This is a genomic window from Erwinia persicina NBRC 102418 (assembly GCF_001571305.1).
In the GTDB taxonomy this organism is placed as follows: domain Bacteria; phylum Pseudomonadota; class Gammaproteobacteria; order Enterobacterales; family Enterobacteriaceae; genus Erwinia; species Erwinia persicina.
Genome location: NZ_BCTN01000018.1, coordinates 1 through 16,452, shown reverse-complemented (window position 1 = coordinate 16,452; position 16,452 = coordinate 1). Strand labels below are relative to the sequence as shown.

Here is a 16,452-nt window from a genome sequence, read left to right as displayed (position 1 = left end):
CAAAGATGATATACTACTGCGCCTGGATGCAAAGGGCGTAAGCCAATTTGCAAGACTCTGATTTTATCAGTTAAGTGCCATGCTGTTCAGCACTTAATTACCTGACGAATACATGCCGCTATGAAGTTTATCATTAAGTTATTCCCTGAAATTACGATTAAAAGTCAGTCAGTACGCCTGCGTTTTATCAAAATCCTCACCGGTAATATCCGCAACGTTCTCAAACCCTTCGATGAAACCCTCGCCGTTGTGCGCCACTGGGACAATATCGAAGTGCGCGCCAAAGACGAAAATCAGCGTGAAGCCATCGTGGCTGAACTGACGCGAATCCCGGGTATTCACCATGTGCTGGCGGTAGAAGACCGTTCATATACCGATGTACATCATATCTTTGAGCAGGTTCTGGAAATGAACCGCGAGCGCATTGAGGGTAAAACCTTCAGTGTGCGTGTGAAGCGTCGTGGTAAGCACGCGTTCAGTTCGCAGGATGTGGAGCGCTATGTCGGTGGTGGCCTTAACCAGCACGTTGCGACGGCACAGGTGCAGTTAAATCGCCCTGATGTCACCGTGAATCTGGAAATTGAAGACGATCGCCTGATTCTGGTTACTGCGCGCTATGAAGGGATTGGCGGTTATCCGATTGGTACGCAGGAAGATGTGCTGTCGCTGATCTCGGGCGGCTTCGACTCGGGCGTCTCCAGCTATATGCTGATGCGCCGCGGCTGCCGTGTGCACTACTGCTTCTTTAATCTCGGCGGTGCCGCGCATGAGATCGGTGTTCGTCAGGTGGCCCACTATTTATGGAAGCGTTACGGCAGTTCGCACCGCGTGCGTTTTGTGGCGATTAACTTTGAGCCGGTTGTCGGGGAGATCCTCGAAAAAGTGGACGACGGCCAGATGGGCGTGGTGCTGAAGCGCATGATGGTGCGTGCGGCATCGAAAGTGGCCGAGCGCTATGGCGTACAGGCACTGGTGACCGGTGAGGCACTGGGCCAGGTATCCAGTCAGACGCTGACCAACCTGCGCCTGATCGACAACGCCAGCGATACGCTGATCCTGCGCCCGCTGATCTCTCATGACAAAGAGCACATCATCAAAGTTGCCCGCGAGATCGGAACGGAAGATTTTGCCCGTACCATGCCGGAATACTGCGGGGTGATCTCGAAAAGCCCGACGGTTAAGGCTGTTAAAGAGAAAATCGAAGCGGAAGAGCAGCACTTTGACTTCAGCATTCTGGATCGCATGGTCGATGAAGCGACGAACGTCGATATCCGTGAAATCGCAGAAAAGACCGAAGAAGAAGTGGTAGAAGTGGAAACTGTGGATTCGTTCGCTGAAAACGATGTGATCCTGGATATCCGCTCCAGTGACGAGCAGGATGCTCGTCCGCTGATGCTGACGGGGGTGGAAGTGAAACCGCTGCCCTTCTACAAGCTGGGTACTCAGTTTGGCGATCTCGATCAGCAGAAGACCTGGCTGTTGTACTGTGAGCGCGGCGTCATGAGCCGTTTGCAGGCGCTGTATCTGCACGAGCAGGGCTTCAAAAACGTTAAAGTGTATCGTCCTTAAGTCAGTGCCATTCTGGCTTACTGGCCATTTCGTGCCCGGGCAGTGCTCGCCCTCCTCACGTACTGATGTACGCTGTGGAGGCTGTGTGCTGACCGGATGCGAACGGGCTGCGCGGCCGGCATCGGGTGCGTCCGGCCGCAAACTGACAATATTTCAATCGCGGTAGTCGTAAATCCCGGCGGCCAGAACCATCTGCTCTGCCACCTCGCGCGCTTTCTCTTTTCCTGCCACTAAATCAATCAGCTTCAGGGCGAAATCGATCGCGGTGCCCGGCCCCTGGCTGGTCAGCAGGTTGACGCGACGATCCCACACCACGCGACGATCCATCCACTTTTCTTCAGGGATGGTCTCTTTCAGACCGGGATAGCCGGTCATATTGCCGACGGGAAAAAGATCGTGTGGGATCAGGACTGTCCCGGCTGCGGCGCAGATTGCCGCGACAATGCGTCCTGACTGATTAAACTGGCGGACCGTTTCGACCAGCAGCGGGCTGTCGCGAAAGCACTCTGCGCCTTTTAACCCGCCGGGCAGCACAATGGCGGCGTAGTCATCATCGGCAACTTCCACCAGTGGAGCATCGGCCAGCAGCCGGACGCCACGGGAACAGACTATTTCGCAGTTGCCATCATCCGCTACGCTGGCCGTGACCACTTTCAGCCCGGCGCGCACCAGTAAGTCAATGGTGGTGACGGCCTCGGTCTCTTCACTCCCAGGTGCCAGGCAAACCAGAACCGATGGTTTCGCGGTCATAATCTTGTTCCTTACGTTTAATAAATTCATAGAGGCGGCTGTTTTCCGGTGTTGTCAGCCCCTGCGCGCGTGCACGGCGGATGACATAGCCGTTGATGTAATCAATCTCGGTGCGGCGCTTTGCACGAATATCCTGCAGCATCGACGAGGTATTGCCTGCCGTACTGCGGATGACTTCCAGCACGTAATCAATCAGCCACTCTCGTGATGTGTGCTGGCCTTCACGCTCCATGACGCTGGCTACCTCGTTGCTCAGCGCTTCGATCTCCTGGCGATGTTCCGCCAGTTCACCGTTCGTACAGTTGTAAAACACACTCAGAGGGTTGATCACACAGTTGACCGCCAGCTTCTGCCACGCGGCGGAAGCCACATTATTGTGCCATGCCACGTCCGGCAGAGCGCGGTGCAGTATCTCTGCCAGTTCGCTCATCTCCACGCCTGCGGGGAGTGCCGGGCCAATATGGGTAATCCCGGAAGCGACATGGACAATGACCGTGCCGTCACGACGGGCAGCATGCGTCGTCACCCCTTTCAGCAGGGGCTGGGGCAGGCCCTTCAGCTCATCCAGCGTCCCCATGCCGTTGTGTAGCAGCAGCACCGGGCAGTGGGCGGGCAGTACAGACCGGAGATTTCTCACGGCTTCAGAAACCTGCCACGCTTTCAGCGTGACAATCAGCAGTTCACATTCGGCCAGAAAGGTCGGATCGTTAGCAATAAACGTTTTATTGAGCGTCAGACCATTCAGGCCGATAACATTCACCGAGCAATAGGGTTGCGGTACCCGCAGCCATCCCTGCACTTCATGTCCCTGTTGTTCCAGAGCCGCTAACCAGATTTGCCCCAACGCTCCGCATCCAAGTACGGTAATTTTCATTATTCCTCCCCGCACGCGGGTTGAGTTAACCGTCCTGCTCATTATTATAGCTTTCAGCGCCAGCGGTTTTATTTACCTGCGGCAAGCAGGTATTATGCCTGTCACTTTAGTATCAGGAGAATAGATCATGCCATCTTTCGATATCGTTTCTGAAATTGATATGCAGGAAGTGCGTAACGCGGTAGACATTGCTAACCGTGAGATTGCCACCCGCTTTGATTTTCGCGGTGTAGAAGCCAGCTTCGAGCTGAATGAAAAAAATGAATCCATCAAAGTATTAAGCGAGTCCGACTTCCAGGTGAAACAGCTGGTGGATATTCTGCGTGAAAAACTGCTGAAGCGTGGCATTGAAGGGGCTGCGCTGGACGTACCTGAGCAGATTGAACACAGCGGTAAAAGCTGGAGTGTCGAAGCGAAGATGAAAAAAGGCATTGAGTCCGACATCGCTAAAAAGCTGGTTAAGCAGATTAAAGACAGCAAAATCAAGGTCCAGACTCAGATTCAGGGTGATGAACTGCGGGTAACTGGCAAGTCGCGCGATGACTTACAAAGTGCAATGGCGCTGGTAAGGAAAGCGGATCTGGGGCAGCCGTTCCAGTTCAAAAACTTCCGCGATTAGGCACTCAGGCCGATCGTAAGAAAGACTGGCCCGGCCGTCGCTTAAGAATTAATAACCCGCGTCGGCCATGGCGGTATGAAGGGGCGGACCAATCGTTATGGTCCGCCTGCCGCACTTATACCCCTGCGGCGATCAGTTTCTCAATGTCGGCGCGGCTGGTGATTTTACTGTCAATTTTGACATAAGCGCTGCGCTCTTCAGGCACGATAAACACCGCAGCGACTCCCGGCTGCGCTTTCAGACGCTGTTCCAGCTGTTCTTTATCTTCATTATTCTGTTCAAGCGTGATACGCAGGCTACTGACGTAAGGCGGTTCCTGCATGGTCAGACTGACCATCAGCCAGGCGGCTGCAATCAACGCACCGATCAAAAATACCGTCTGCGCGTCAACGTGACCATAAATCCAGCCGCCCATGCTGCCACCAATCGCCACACCGATAAACTGGCTCGTAGAGTAAATCCCCATGGCTGTTCCCCTGTAACCTGGCGGTGACTCTTTGCTGACCAGTGAGGGCAAAATCGCCTCCATCAAATTAAAGCCGATGAAGAAAAGCTGCACGCCAACGACCAGCGTCCAGAAGTGATTCCCTGCGCCCCACAATACGACTTCCGCCACCAGCATCAGCGCCACGCAGCCAACAAACACGCGTTTCATCCGGCGCTTCACTTCAGCGTAAATAATAAACGGTAGTACGCTGGCGAAGGCGATCAGCATGGTAAACAGATACACCTTCCAGTGCTCGGCAGCGGGCAGACCCGCCTGCTCAAACTGTCCAGGCAGGGCGACAAAGCTCGACATCAGCAGAATATGCAGGCAGAGAATACCGATATTCAGTTTGACCAGCCGGGCGTTGGCGAGAACATCACGAATGCTGCCTTTCACGATGCCGGATTCGCGATTCAGCACGTGGCTTGAGGCCGACGGCACCACCAGCAGGGTGATCACGATGCCGCCGCTGGCCAGTAGCGCAATCATCCAGAACAGCGCGTGCAGGCCGAAGGCGTGGGTGATCACCGGTCCCAGCACCATGGCAATCGCGAAGGTGACGCCGAAGCTGATACCAATAAACGCCATCGCTTTGGTCCGGTTCTGCTCACGGGTCAGGTCAGACAGCAGGGCCATTACCGCTGCCGCAATCGCCCCGGAACCCTGCAGGGCGCGTCCGAGGATCACGCCCCAGATCGAGGTGGTCATGGCAGCAATCACGCTACCCAAGACAAAAATCAGTAAGCCCCCGACGATCAGCGGTTTACGGCCTATACGGTCGGAAAGAAGTCCGAAGGGGATCTGGAACACGGCCTGCGCTAAGCCGTAAATGCCAATGGCGAATCCAATTAACGCTTCACTTGCTCCCTGCAGTGCCATGCCATAAGTGGTCAGGACCGGTAACACCATAAACATTCCCAGCATACGCAGGGAAAAAACCGTCCCCAAACCCCAGGTCGCACGCAGCTCGACCGGAGTCATTTTATTATCGTTCATTACTACCTCAGTCTGTCGAATGCACATAGTTTATGTGTGAGGGGAGGGCGGGTAAAACATTACTTTTTAGTTAGTGGTAACAAAAAGAAAGGGCGCGATAATCGCGCCCTCAGTGTGATGTGTACGAACTGTTAGCTGACGTAAGTCAGAAAGTCTTTCGAGGCAGGGGTCATAAAGTCGACCGACATCATCACGCTTAATGCGGTGATGGCGACAATCGAAAACACAAACAGCTTACGGGCCCAGACGCGATCGTTCTGAGTTTTGTAACCTGACAGTGCCATTCCCAGCCACCAGACACTGACCGCCGCAGCAACAACCAGGTATTTATACCCGGCGTAGCCCACCAGCGTCAGCATCAGTGTGGCAACCATAAACGCGATGATATACAGCGTGATATGGTTTTTTGCCACCGAAATGCCTTTCACTACCGGCAGAACCGGAATATTGGCTGCCTGGTAATCTTTAAAGCGGAAGATCGCAATCGCATACGAGTGCGGCATCTGCCACAGGCTAAAGATCGCCAGCAGGATCAATGCACCGGCATCAAACTGGTTAGTCACAGCACAGTAGCCAATCACTGGCGGCGCAGCACCGGAAAGGCTGCCAATCAGAGTGCCATAGACGGAGTTGCGCTTCATGTACAGGCTGTAAACGCCGACATAAACCACAAAACCCATCACCGCCAGCCACATGGCCAGCGGATTCGCTCCGAAATACAGCATTGCGAAGCCAGCAATACCTAACACGGTTGCATAAACCAGGCTTAATTTCGGAGAGATGAGGCCTTTAACCAGCACCCGATTCTTGGTTCTCTCCATTTTTTTGTCGATATCACGGTCGATAAAGTTGTTATAAACACAACCTGATGCAACCACCAGCGAGACGCCGACTAAGGTGAAGAGAAACAGGGAATAGTCAATGCTGCCTTTAGAAGCCAGCAGGAATCCCCCGATGACAGAAATTAAATTCCCGAAAATAATTCCTGGTTTTGTTACTTGCAGGTATTGCTTAATCATCACAGTAGCTCTGTTAGTGGCTCATCATGTTGTAGTTGAGGTTCCACATAATCCATAGCGAGCCAACAACAACAATCAGGATGATAAGTGCTGCAAACACGATAGCAATCAGGTTCCAGCCGCCCTCAGACTTGCTGTCCAGATGCAGGAAGTACACCAGGTGAACGAGCACCTGGACGACTGCACACACCAGAACAACCGCGAGGATGGTCGCTTTAGAAGCGCCGCCGTCCATGACCATCCAGAATGGGATACCTGTCAGAATGATCGACAGGATAAAGCCGATCATATAAGACTTCACGCTACCGTGAGAAGCGCCATGTTCAGTTACTGAATGGCTCATTACATAACCCCCATCAGGTAAACAATGGTGAATACGCAGATCCACACCACGTCCAGGAAGTGCCAGAACAGGCTCAGACACATGATACGGGTGCGGTTGGTGTCCGTCAGACCGCGTGAAGCGACCTGATACATCAGTACCGCCATCCAGATCAGACCTGAGGTCACGTGCAGACCGTGAGTTCCCACCAGCGTGAAGAACGCAGAGAGGAAGCCACTGCGGTCAGGACCGAAGCCTTCTTTAATCAGGTGATGGAACTCATAGATTTCCATTCCGATGAAGCCCACACCAAACAGGAAGGTCATCGCTAACCAGCCAATGACGGCACCTTTCAGCTTGTTGTTCATGTTGATTACTGCCATACCATAGGTAATGGAGCTCAACAGAAGCAGGGCGGTTTCCACCAGAACGAATGGCAGTTCAAAGATGTCTTTGCCTGCCGGGCCGCCCGCGGTGTTATTAACCATCACACCATACGTCGCAAACAGTGTTGCGAAGATGATGCAGTCACTCATCAGGTAGATCCAGAAGCCAAAGACTTTATTGGCTCCTGCATCATGGTGATGCCCATGCTCCGCATGGGCGTCGTGGTGTTTAGTCACAGTTTCAGTCGACATTTTTCAGACCTGCTTTGCTAATTTCGTCAAAGTGCTGATTCTCGATTTTTTGAATCTCAGCAACAGGGACGTAGTAATCCACGTCTTCGTCAAAGCTCTTGACGATCCAGGACACGATAATGGCCAGGAATGACAGGCCTACCAGCCACCAGATATGCCAGATTGCTGCAAAACCAAAGACCACGCTGAAGAAACCAATTACAACACCGGCACCGCTGTTCTTCGGCATATGAATTTCTTCATAGTGAGCCGGCTGCTTATAGGCTTCGCCTTTTTCCTTCATTTCCCAGAACGCATCACGCTCATGGATTTCAGGAACGACAGCAAAGTTATAGAACGGTGGTGGAGAAGAGGTTGCCCATTCCAGAGTACGTCCACCCCACGGGTCACCGGTCACATCACGCAGCTGTTCACGGTCGCGGACCGAAACATAGAACTGAGTAATCTGGCAAATAACACCACAGGCAATCAGGCCCGCACCACATGCTGCAACAACCAGCATTGGGTGGAACTGAGGATCGATGTCCTGGCTGATACGACGGGTCATACCCATGAAGCCCAGCACGTACAGCGGCATAAAGGCAACGAAGAAGCCAATGATCCAGAACCAGAACGCGCGGATACCCCAGGTTTCATTCAGCTTGAAGCCGAATGCTTTCGGGAACCAGTAAGTCACACCAGCGAAGCAACCGAACACCACACCACCGATAATAACGTTATGGAAGTGAGCGATCAGGAACAGACTGTTGTGCAGCACGAAGTCAGCACCTGGCACGGCCAACAGCACCCCGGTCATACCACCGACAGAGAAGGTGACCAGGAAGCCGACGGTCCACAGCATACAGGAGTGCATTTCAATGCGGCCCTGATACATGGTGAACAGCCAGTTAAAGATTTTAACACCGGTCGGGATGGCGATGATCATCGTCATAATACCGAAGAAGGCGTTAACGTTGGCACCCGCACCCATGGTGAAGAAGTGGTGCAACCATACGATGAAGGACAGGATGGTAATCACCACCGTCGCCCACACCAGTGAGGTGTAGCCAAACAGACGTTTTTTCGAGAAGGTAGCAACCACTTCCGAGAACACACCGAAGACCGGCAGAACCAGGATGTACACTTCCGGATGACCCCAAACCCAAATCAGGTTGACGTACATCATCATGTTGCCGCCCATATCATTGGTGAAGAAATGGAAGCCAAGATAACGGTCAAGGGTCAGCAGCGCCAGGGTCACGGTCAGAACCGGGAACGCAGCGATAATCAGTACGTTGGTGCACAGAGATGCCCAGGTGAAGACAGGCATTTTGAACATGGTCATACCAGGCGCACGCATCTTCATGATGGTCACGAAGAAGTTGATACCTGTCAGGGTCGTCCCGATACCGGAGAGCTGTAGACTCCATATCCAGTAGTCAACGCCGACTCCCGGACTGTATTCCGCCCCCGATAATGGTGGGTATGCCAGCCAGCCGGTCTGTGCGAATTCGCCCACACCCAGTGACAGGTTAACCAGAACCACACCGACAGCCGTGAACCAGAAGCTCAGGTTGTTCAGGAACGGGTAGGCCACGTCGCGTGCGCCGATCTGTAAAGGAACAGCAATGTTCATCAGACCAACAACAAACGGCATCGCTACGAAGAAGATCATGATCACGCCGTGAGCCGTGAAAATCTGATCGTAGTGGTGCGGTGGCAAAATGCCCGCTTCACCGGCAGAGGCAAGCACCTGCTGGGTACGCATCATCACGGCATCGGCAAAGCCGCGCAGCAGCATGACGAAGGCCATGATGATGTACATGATACCGAGTTTTTTATGGTCAACGGAGGTCAGCCACTCGGTCCACAGATATTTCCACTTACCGAAGTAAGTCAGCGCGGCGACAAGCGCCAGGCCACCAAGAATAATGGCGGCAACAGTGACCATGATAATCGGTTCATGGTACGGCACTGCATCCAGTGTTAATTTTCCAAGCATCGTATTATTCCTCGGCTCCCGCGTGAGCGGTATTGCTCATATCCATGCCTTCATGGCCTTCGCCGTGAGACATGTCCATGCTTCCGCCGTGGTTCATCTGGAACTGACCAATGATGTCTTTAAACAGTCCAGGTTTCACACTTGAGAAGAATTCCACCGGGTGATTTTCGCTAGGCGCAGCCAGCTTATTAAAATCATCCATTGTCATGAGGGTGTCTGGAGACTGTTTAGCTTTGGCGACCCACTGTTCGAAGCTGGCTTCGTCAGGCGTTGCAATCGCTTTAAACTTCATACCAGAGAAACCACGACCACTGAAGTTCGAGGACATACCGTCAAAGGTACCGGCTTCATTCGCAATCAGATGCAGTTTAGTTTGCATCCCCGCCATAGCGTAAATCTGGCTACCGAGGGTAGGAATGAAGAAGGAGTTCATTACGGTGTTCGAAGTAATCTTGAAGCTCACCGGGCGGTTAGCCGGGAAAGCAATCTGGTTAACGGTAGCAATACCCTGTTCTGGGTAAATAAACATCCATTTCCAGTCAAGCGAGACAACTTCGATCACGACGGGTTTCAAATCAGATGCCAGTGGCTTGCTTGGTTCCAGCGCATGGGTCGATTTCCATGTCAGGATGCCAAGGAAGACAATGATCAAGATTGGCACAGTCCAAACCACGGCTTCCACTTTGTTTGAGTGTGACCAGTTCGGGCTGTATTTCGCATTGGTGTTGGATGCCCGATATTTCCAGGCGAACACCACGGCCATCAAGACTGCAGGGATCACGACGATCATCATCAGGCCAAAGGCCGTCAGAATCAGCGAACGTTGCTCCATTGCAATCTGTCCTTTGGGATTTAATAACGCACTATCACAACCACTTAACAAAATCATGCTTGTGATTAATGACAAAATCCCCAAACTTTTATTGTATTTCATGAGTCTCATTTAACGACCTCAATGACAAGGGCTCTATTGTCGTTTAAGTGTGGCGGCATTTTACGGGAAGGTTTCAGTACTGTAAACCTGCAACAGGTTGTGTCAGCGGAGTGTTGACACCTTTTGCGAACGCTGTCACATATGTTGCCGAGAGTGACAAAATATGAATGCTGGCAAAGGGTTGGCGTTAATATAACAAAACTTGATGGAAAAAACCGTACAAAAATTGTATCTGCTATAACCAGCCATTTATTGCTCCATTTATTTAACAAATCCTTATCAATTGCGTGATATTAATTAACCAAAACTAATTACGCACCGGTTTTTAATACTTGAAACTGACTCGCGTAAACACCTGAGAATTTTTTTACCGGGACGATAAATCGAGAAATTAATATTTTTCGTCAAAGTTTCGCATTTTCTGGCGTGTTACCTTCGGGTTGCCCATCACGTGCGATGAAAACAACCCGAATTTGTAAACACTTTGTTGAGCAAATAATTTCTTTAACATCCCAGCAGCGAAACGAAAAAGAGGTTATTTTGCCCGCGAATGCGCCTGGCGTAGCGCCAGGAAATCCAGCCATGTTCCGGTAACAATTCCACTCAACATCAGCAAGATACCCACCTCAAACAGGGGGGGGATCAGTTCTGTGAGTGCGACCCAGCCAAGCGTGTTAACGGTTAGCATCACCAGCCATAAGGCCAGTAACACCGCGCCAGCGATCACTCCGCGCAGCGCCCAACGGTAACCTGAAGCGTACGCGGTACGGGGCAGAAAGTCGGTATGGTGCTGCGCATACTCCAGTGTAGTACGGCAACCGAGCAGCAGCAAAAGACCGGGTAACGCCGCCAGTACTGAGAAGGCATAAAATGTCGGCCAGCCCCATGATTCTACAAACCATCCTGCTACAGGCCCGACGTAAACGCGGCCCACCGCAGAGAGTGCTGAGAGAAGTGCAAACTGAGTGGCAGAGAATGAGCGGTTGCACAGGGTCATCAGTAGCGCAACAAACGCGGCGGTGCCCATGCCGCCGCACAGATTTTCCACGGTAACCGCAGCCGCCATGGTGTAAAGATGCTTATCTGTGACCGACAGCACCCAATAACCGAGGTTAGAAACGGCCTGTAAGATGCCAAACAGCATCAGCGCACGGAAAAGGCTGAGACGTTGCATCAGCAGTCCCCCTGCCAGCGCACCGACGATAGTGGCGACCAGCCCCAGGGTTTTGTTGACCAGGCCGACATCACCTGCATCAAAGCCTACACCACGGATCAGGAAAATGGTCGTCAGGCTGGCGGCGAAAGCATCACCCAGCTTATAGAGAACGATCAGTGAGAGTATAAGCCAGGCATTATTACGGTTGAAAAAATCCCGCAGGGGGGCTATCACCGCCTCTTCCAGCGTATGGGGGCGGTCGGCCGTGGCTTCCGGCTCTTTAGCTACCAGGGTTGCGATCACGCCCGGGACCATCATGGCGGCCATCAACCACCAGATAGCCTGCCAGCCTAAGAACCGGTCGGCCAGCCACAGCGCCAGGCCGCCGGATACCAGCATGGCCAGACGGTAGCCAAGCACGCTGATTGCGGCACCGCTACCGCGTTCGCTGGCGGCCAGCACATCGGTTTTCCAGGCGTCAAACACAATATCCTGCGAAGCCGAACAGAACGCGATCAGGACCGCCAGCGCTGCCAGCAGAGTAAGGTCACGTGAAGGCTGCATAAAGCCCATCGACGCTATACCGACGATCAGCATTAATTGCGTCAGCAATAACCAACCACGCCTGCGCCCCAAAAAGGGCGGCGTATAGCGGTCCATCAGGGGAGACCAGAGAAACTTAAAGACATAGGCCTGGCCGACAAGAGAGAAGAAACCGATGGTTTTGATATCGATATTCTCTACCGCCATCCACGCCTGAAGCGTGCCCGAGGTCAGGGCCAGAGGCAGACCAGAAGCAAAGCCGAGGATCAAAAGAAGGGCGGAGTTACGTCGGGTGAAGATGTGCAGATAGTGATTGGACATACGGACCTTAAATCAGGCCCGGCGTCCTGCCGGGCCAGAGGGATTAACGCGCGTTTTGTTTAATAAATTCGTTAACGCTGGTGTCCTGAGCCATGTCGGCAATCACGTCACCCAGAGTGTTATTAACGACATTGGTGATTTTCTCATTGCTGGCAGAGAAGGCACCTTCAACACTGCTGGTCTGACGGTAGTTTTTGACCTGCTTACTGCCGTTTTTAGCGGTGGCAATAATGGAAATATCCGCCTTGGTGGTGATGCTGTAGCGGACATTACCCTGAGTAACATCAGCATACAGTCCGTTGACTACAATCTGGAGGTCTACTGCGCCATTAGGCCCGATCATATAACCGCGAGCGGTCATTTGTTTTTCCAGGGTTTCCTGTAACAGGAAGCGCAGGTCACGGGATGGCGTCAGTGTAATGAGTTGGCCATCGCGATTCACCTTCGCCAGGGCCTGATCGCTGCGCTGGTCGGCACCATTGATGCTAACCGTAATACCCATCAGGCTTGGATCACGCTGTGGCAACTGAATCTTGGGAGAGATGTCGAGTGTATTGCTGCTCCCTGCGCAGCCAGCCAGAATGAAGACGGCCAGCAGAGGGAAAAATAATTTTTTTAACATGCTTATTTTCTCGATTACGTGAGTAGTATTGCTGACAAAACTGCGGTCATCATATCATTGCCTGTCGACAGGGGAAGCCCCGATCGAGCGTAAATTCATCGCGTTGCGGAAATTTCAGACTCGTGAACGCTTGATCCTTCGACCACACCATTACCTCTCAGTTTCACGTCGTACGGTGCAAAGTGAACAAGCACAGGAAAAATTCGTTAAACTGCGTCGGTTTTAGATAAAAAGCGACTACGATTTAAAGAGATGGGGCGCAGTTCTCTGCATCAGAGGAGTCAAGGTATGATCCGTGAGCAAATTGAAGAAAAGTTACGTACGGCATTTTCACCGGCGCACCTTGAGGTGCATGACGAAAGTTATCGCCACAATGTTCCTGCAGGGGCTGAGAGTCATTTTAAAGTGGTGATTGTCAGTGACAGCTTTAAGGACCAGCGTTTTCTGACCCGCCACCGGGCGATTTACGGTGTACTGGCGGAAGAGCTGGCCGGAAGCGTCCATGCATTAGCCTTGCACAGCTATACCTTGAAAGAGTGGGAGGGCTTACAGGATACCGTCCCCGCCTCGCCAAACTGCCGTGGTGCCGGCACGCTGGCGTAAATCGGCATAAAATGCGAAAAACGGCCATTTGGCCGTTTTTTTTCGTTTACGCAGCCTGAAAATGCCTTCCGTGAGCAAATTCTTGCGATTTGTTGGCAAAAATGTAAAAAGTAGCAGGGTTCAGGCGAGAGTGTAGCCTCGACTCGTTAAGACGTTACCGCTATAATGCTGCGTCTATTTTTTCCGGAATGTCTTCGGGATGCTTCTGTAAACAGGGAATGCGGTTCTGACATCAGAAGCCGTCCCGGTTCTTAGATTTGCTCTGCTCACAGCAGCCGGGTATGTCTGAAGTTGACCGAGCACGTGATTTTTTGAGGTAATAAGATGCAAGTTTCAGTAGAAACAACTCAGGGCCTGGGCCGTCGCGTAACGATTACCGTTGATAAAGATGTGATCGAAAAAGCGGTGAAAAGTGAGCTGGCAAGCGTAGCTAAGAAAGTACGTATCGACGGCTTCCGCAAAGGAAAAGTACCGATGAACGTTGTTGAACAGCGTTACGGTGCTTCTGTTCGCCAGGACGTCCTGGGCGATCTGATGCAACGCAACTTTGTTGATGCGATCATCAAAGAAAAAATCAATCCGGCTGGCGCACCTAACTACGTGCCAGGCGAATACAAAACAGGTGAAGACTTCACTTTCGCCGTTGAGTTCGAAGTCTATCCGGAAGTTGAACTGCAGGGTCTGGATGCCATCGAAGTTGAAAAACCGGTGGTTGAAGTGACTGATGCTGATGTTGACACCATGCTGGATACCCTGCGCAAGCAGCAGGCCACCTGGAAAGAAACCGACGCAGCAGCGACCGCAGAAGATCGTGCGACTATCGACTTCTCCGGTTCTGTCGATGGCGAAGAGTTCGAAGGCGGTAAAGCATCCGACTTCGTACTGGCGATGGGTCAGGGTCGTATGATCCCAGGCTTTGAAGAAGGCGTTGTTGGCCATAAAGCCGGCGAAACCTTCACTATCGACGTTAACTTCCCGGACGATTACCATGCTGAGAACCTGAAAGGTAAAGCAGCGAAGTTTGAAATCGTCCTGAAGAAAGTGGAAGAGCGTGAGCTGCCAGAGTTCACTGAAGAGTTCATCAAACGTTTCGGCGTTGAAGATGGCTCTGTTGCCGGTCTGCGTGCTGAAGTGCGTAAAAACATGCAGCGTGAACTGAAAGGCGCTGTGCGTAACCGCGTGAAGACTCAGGCTATCGACGGTCTGGTGAAAGCCAATGATATCGATGTTCCTGCAGCACTGATCGACAGTGAAATCGACGTGCTTAAGCGTCAGGCTGCACAGCGTTTTGGCGGCAACGAGAAGCAGGCTCTGGAGCTGCCTCGTGAACTGTTCGAAGAGCAGGCTAAACGCCGTGTCGTGGTTGGCCTGCTGCTGGGCGAAGTGATTCGTACCCATGAGCTGAAAGCTGACGAAGACCGTGTCAAAGCGCTGATCGAAGAGATGGCTTCTGCGTATGAAGACCCGTCAGAAGTGATCGAGTTCTACAGCAAGAACAACGAGCTGATGAACAACATGCGTAACGTCGCGCTGGAAGAGCAGGCTGTTGAAGCCGTGCTGGAAAAAGCGAAAGTGACTGAAAAAGCCACTAACTTCCAGGAACTGATGAACCAGACCGCTACGGCCTGATTCTGAATTCTCTGGTTGACGTCAAGCCCGCTGCCTTCCGGCAGCGGGCTTTTGTCATTTATGGCTCAAGGTACTGCTGCTTTTACTGGTTATTTGCGCATTTAATCCGCAAATTATCGACTAAGCTACTTTTCCTGGTTAGCAGTTGATAAAAACGTTGTTATGCTTGAAACAGCGGGGGATCATCCCCAAATTGGTACAACGAAGTCATCAGACCCGATAACTGTCCGGACGGCATCGGGTGTAAGGCCTGGAATCATAGTGTTCCTGATCGCTCTCAAGTAAAATCACTGAAGAGTGTTGCCAAATGAAATTTATCCAGGAGACGATAATGTCATACAGCGGCGAACGTGAACAAACTGCACCTCATATGGCCCTGGTGCCAATGGTGGTCGAACAAACCTCTCGCGGAGAGCGTTCTTACGACATCTACTCGCGCCTGCTGAAAGAGCGCATTATTTTTCTGACCGGCCAGGTCGAAGACCATATGGCCAACCTGATCGTCGCGCAGATGCTGTTTCTGGAAGCGGAGAATCCTGAGAAGGACATCCACCTGTACATTAACTCTCCTGGTGGCGTCATTACTGCCGGGATGTCAATTTACGACACCATGCAATTTATTAAACCTGACGTCAGCACCATTTGTATGGGCCAGGCCTGCTCAATGGGTGCGTTCCTGTTGACCGCAGGGGCGAAGGGCAAGCGTTACTGTCTGCCCAATTCACGCGTGATGATCCATCAGCCGTTGGGCGGTTTCCAGGGCCAGGCATCTGATATCGATATTCATGCCCGCGAAATCATCAAAACTAAGCATATGATGAACGAGCTGATGGCAAAACATACCGGACAGACGATCGAAACTATTGAACGTGATACTAATCGCGACCGTTTCCTGTCGGCAAGCGAGTCTGTAGAGTATGGTTTAGTGGATTCTGTGCTGTCTCAGCGTAACTGATTTAATATGTTGTGACACGGTGCCGTTGCCTCCGCAGGGCGTGAGGGTGGCGGCCTGCGTAACTAACCCCTTGTGGGAAGGTGAGTGTGACAATGAGGGGGAAGTAAATGACTGATAAACGCAAAGACGGTTCAGGGAAACTGCTGTACTGCTCTTTTTGCGGCAAAAGCCAGCATGAAGTGCGTAAGCTGATCGCCGGCCCGTCGGTGTATGTCTGTGATGAATGCGTTGATTTATGCAACGACATTATTCGCGAAGAGATTAAAGAAGTTGCGCCGCACCGCGAGCGTAACTCACTGCCCACGCCGCATGAAATTCGCCACCACCTGGATGACTACGTTATCGGCCAGGAACGGGCGAAGAAAGTGCTCTCTGTTGCGGTTTATAACCACTACAAACGTCTGCGCAACGGCGACACCAGCAACGGCATTGAA

General features: G+C 52.1%; 16 protein-coding genes. 6 read left to right on the top strand and 10 right to left on the bottom strand.

Annotated features, from left to right (window positions below; all coding sequences use genetic code 11):
* The first annotated feature begins 120 nt into the window (after window positions 1-120).
* Window positions 121-1,569, top strand: a complete 1,449-nt coding sequence (gene thiI / locus EPE01S_RS17705; protein ID WP_062747776.1) for a tRNA uracil 4-sulfurtransferase ThiI — start codon at window positions 121-123, stop codon at window positions 1,567-1,569.
* A 153-nt stretch (window positions 1,570-1,722) separates the two neighbouring features.
* Here thiI and yajL read toward each other — a convergent pair whose 3' ends face one another.
* Together yajL and panE are read right to left on the bottom strand one after the other, a co-directional pair.
* The gene (gene yajL, locus EPE01S_RS17700) at window positions 1,723-2,319 is read right to left on the bottom strand and encodes a protein deglycase YajL (protein ID WP_062747774.1); all 597 of its coding nucleotides are present in this window, start codon (window positions 2,317-2,319) and stop codon (window positions 1,723-1,725) included.
* Window positions 2,273-3,193 carry a 2-dehydropantoate 2-reductase gene (gene panE / locus EPE01S_RS17695; RefSeq protein ID WP_062747772.1) on the bottom strand — a complete coding sequence of 307 codons (921 nt, stop codon included), beginning with the start codon at window positions 3,191-3,193 and terminating at the stop codon, window positions 2,273-2,275. The genes yajL and panE overlap by 47 nt, the downstream gene beginning before the upstream one ends.
* Window positions 3,194-3,320: 127 nt before the next feature.
* On the opposite strand from panE, the gene EPE01S_RS17690 reads away from it, so the two are divergent.
* Window positions 3,321-3,812, top strand: coding sequence for a YajQ family cyclic di-GMP-binding protein (locus EPE01S_RS17690; RefSeq protein ID WP_062747769.1), 492 nt, complete (start codon window positions 3,321-3,323; stop codon window positions 3,810-3,812).
* A 115-nt stretch (window positions 3,813-3,927) separates the two neighbouring features.
* Here the strand turns inward: EPE01S_RS17690 and EPE01S_RS17685 are convergent, their stop codons facing one another.
* The 8 genes from EPE01S_RS17685 to EPE01S_RS17650 form a co-directional block, all read right to left on the bottom strand.
* Entirely contained in the window at window positions 3,928-5,295 is a 1,368-nt protein-coding gene (locus EPE01S_RS17685; RefSeq protein ID WP_062747767.1) for an MFS transporter, read from the bottom strand.
* Between the two features lie 131 nt (window positions 5,296-5,426).
* The gene (gene cyoE, locus EPE01S_RS17680; RefSeq protein WP_062747765.1) at window positions 5,427-6,314 is read right to left on the bottom strand and encodes a heme o synthase; all 888 of its coding nucleotides are present in this window, start codon (window positions 6,312-6,314) and stop codon (window positions 5,427-5,429) included.
* Between the two features lie 13 nt (window positions 6,315-6,327).
* Window positions 6,328-6,657: a cytochrome o ubiquinol oxidase subunit IV gene (locus EPE01S_RS17675; RefSeq protein WP_062747763.1), complete on the bottom strand. Its 330-nt coding sequence runs from the start codon at window positions 6,655-6,657 to the stop codon at window positions 6,328-6,330.
* On the bottom strand, window positions 6,657-7,274 hold the full coding sequence (locus EPE01S_RS17670; protein WP_062747761.1) for a cytochrome o ubiquinol oxidase subunit III: 618 nt from the start codon (window positions 7,272-7,274) through the stop codon (window positions 6,657-6,659). Before EPE01S_RS17670 ends, EPE01S_RS17675 begins: the two co-directional genes overlap by 1 nt.
* On the bottom strand, window positions 7,264-9,255 hold the full coding sequence (gene cyoB, locus EPE01S_RS17665) for a cytochrome o ubiquinol oxidase subunit I (RefSeq protein ID WP_062747758.1): 1,992 nt from the start codon (window positions 9,253-9,255) through the stop codon (window positions 7,264-7,266). The genes EPE01S_RS17670 and cyoB overlap by 11 nt, the downstream gene beginning before the upstream one ends.
* A 4-nt stretch (window positions 9,256-9,259) precedes the next feature.
* Window positions 9,260-10,198, bottom strand: a complete 939-nt coding sequence (gene cyoA / locus EPE01S_RS17660) for a cytochrome o ubiquinol oxidase subunit II (RefSeq protein WP_062747756.1) — start codon at window positions 10,196-10,198, stop codon at window positions 9,260-9,262.
* 526 nt (window positions 10,199-10,724) lie between these two features.
* Window positions 10,725-12,209: a muropeptide MFS transporter AmpG gene (gene ampG / locus EPE01S_RS17655; protein WP_062747754.1), complete on the bottom strand. Its 1,485-nt coding sequence runs from the start codon at window positions 12,207-12,209 to the stop codon at window positions 10,725-10,727.
* Between the two features lie 43 nt (window positions 12,210-12,252).
* A complete protein-coding gene (locus tag EPE01S_RS17650) occupies window positions 12,253-12,831 on the bottom strand; it encodes a lipoprotein (RefSeq protein ID WP_062747752.1) in 579 nt (192 codons plus the stop codon).
* Window positions 12,832-13,119: 288 nt separating this feature from the next.
* Between EPE01S_RS17650 and bolA the strand changes: the two genes are divergently transcribed.
* From bolA to EPE01S_RS17630, 4 genes are all read left to right on the top strand, one after another.
* Entirely contained in the window at window positions 13,120-13,434 is a 315-nt protein-coding gene (gene bolA / locus EPE01S_RS17645) for a transcriptional regulator BolA (RefSeq protein ID WP_062747750.1), read from the top strand.
* A gap of 324 nt (window positions 13,435-13,758) precedes the next feature.
* Window positions 13,759-15,063, top strand: coding sequence for a trigger factor (gene tig, locus EPE01S_RS17640; RefSeq protein WP_062747748.1), 1,305 nt, complete (start codon window positions 13,759-13,761; stop codon window positions 15,061-15,063).
* Window positions 15,064-15,394: 331 nt separating this feature from the next.
* Window positions 15,395-16,018 carry an ATP-dependent Clp endopeptidase proteolytic subunit ClpP gene (gene clpP, locus EPE01S_RS17635; protein ID WP_062747746.1) on the top strand — a complete coding sequence of 208 codons (624 nt, stop codon included), beginning with the start codon at window positions 15,395-15,397 and terminating at the stop codon, window positions 16,016-16,018.
* Between the two features lie 107 nt (window positions 16,019-16,125).
* Window positions 16,126-16,452, top strand: a 327-nt coding sequence (locus EPE01S_RS17630) for a ClpX C4-type zinc finger protein (RefSeq protein ID WP_303621218.1), incomplete at its 3' end; no start/stop codon positions are given.

Excerpts from the sequence above, each read along its gene's own strand:
- thiI (WP_062747776.1), top strand. The coding sequence starts at position 121 with ATGAAGTTTATCATTAAGTTATTCCCTGAAATTACGATTAAAAGTCAG.
- yajL (WP_062747774.1), bottom strand. The coding sequence starts at position 2,319 with ATGACCGCGAAACCATCGGTTCTGGTTTGCCTGGCACCTGGGAGTGAA.
- panE (WP_062747772.1), bottom strand. The coding sequence starts at position 3,193 with ATGAAAATTACCGTACTTGGATGCGGAGCGTTGGGGCAAATCTGGTTA.
- EPE01S_RS17690 (WP_062747769.1), top strand. The coding sequence starts at position 3,321 with ATGCCATCTTTCGATATCGTTTCTGAAATTGATATGCAGGAAGTGCGT.
- EPE01S_RS17685 (WP_062747767.1), bottom strand. The coding sequence starts at position 5,295 with ATGAACGATAATAAAATGACTCCGGTCGAGCTGCGTGCGACCTGGGGT.
- cyoE (WP_062747765.1), bottom strand. The coding sequence starts at position 6,314 with ATGATTAAGCAATACCTGCAAGTAACAAAACCAGGAATTATTTTCGGG.
- EPE01S_RS17675 (WP_062747763.1), bottom strand. The coding sequence starts at position 6,657 with ATGAGCCATTCAGTAACTGAACATGGCGCTTCTCACGGTAGCGTGAAG.
- EPE01S_RS17670 (WP_062747761.1), bottom strand. The coding sequence starts at position 7,274 with ATGTCGACTGAAACTGTGACTAAACACCACGACGCCCATGCGGAGCAT.
- cyoB (WP_062747758.1), bottom strand. The coding sequence starts at position 9,255 with ATGCTTGGAAAATTAACACTGGATGCAGTGCCGTACCATGAACCGATT.
- cyoA (WP_062747756.1), bottom strand. The coding sequence starts at position 10,198 with ATGAGACTCATGAAATACAATAAAAGTTTGGGGATTTTGTCATTAATC.
- ampG (WP_062747754.1), bottom strand. The coding sequence starts at position 12,209 with ATGTCCAATCACTATCTGCACATCTTCACCCGACGTAACTCCGCCCTT.
- EPE01S_RS17650 (WP_062747752.1), bottom strand. The coding sequence starts at position 12,831 with ATGTTAAAAAAATTATTTTTCCCTCTGCTGGCCGTCTTCATTCTGGCT.
- bolA (WP_062747750.1), top strand. The coding sequence starts at position 13,120 with ATGATCCGTGAGCAAATTGAAGAAAAGTTACGTACGGCATTTTCACCG.
- tig (WP_062747748.1), top strand. The coding sequence starts at position 13,759 with ATGCAAGTTTCAGTAGAAACAACTCAGGGCCTGGGCCGTCGCGTAACG.
- clpP (WP_062747746.1), top strand. The coding sequence starts at position 15,395 with ATGTCATACAGCGGCGAACGTGAACAAACTGCACCTCATATGGCCCTG.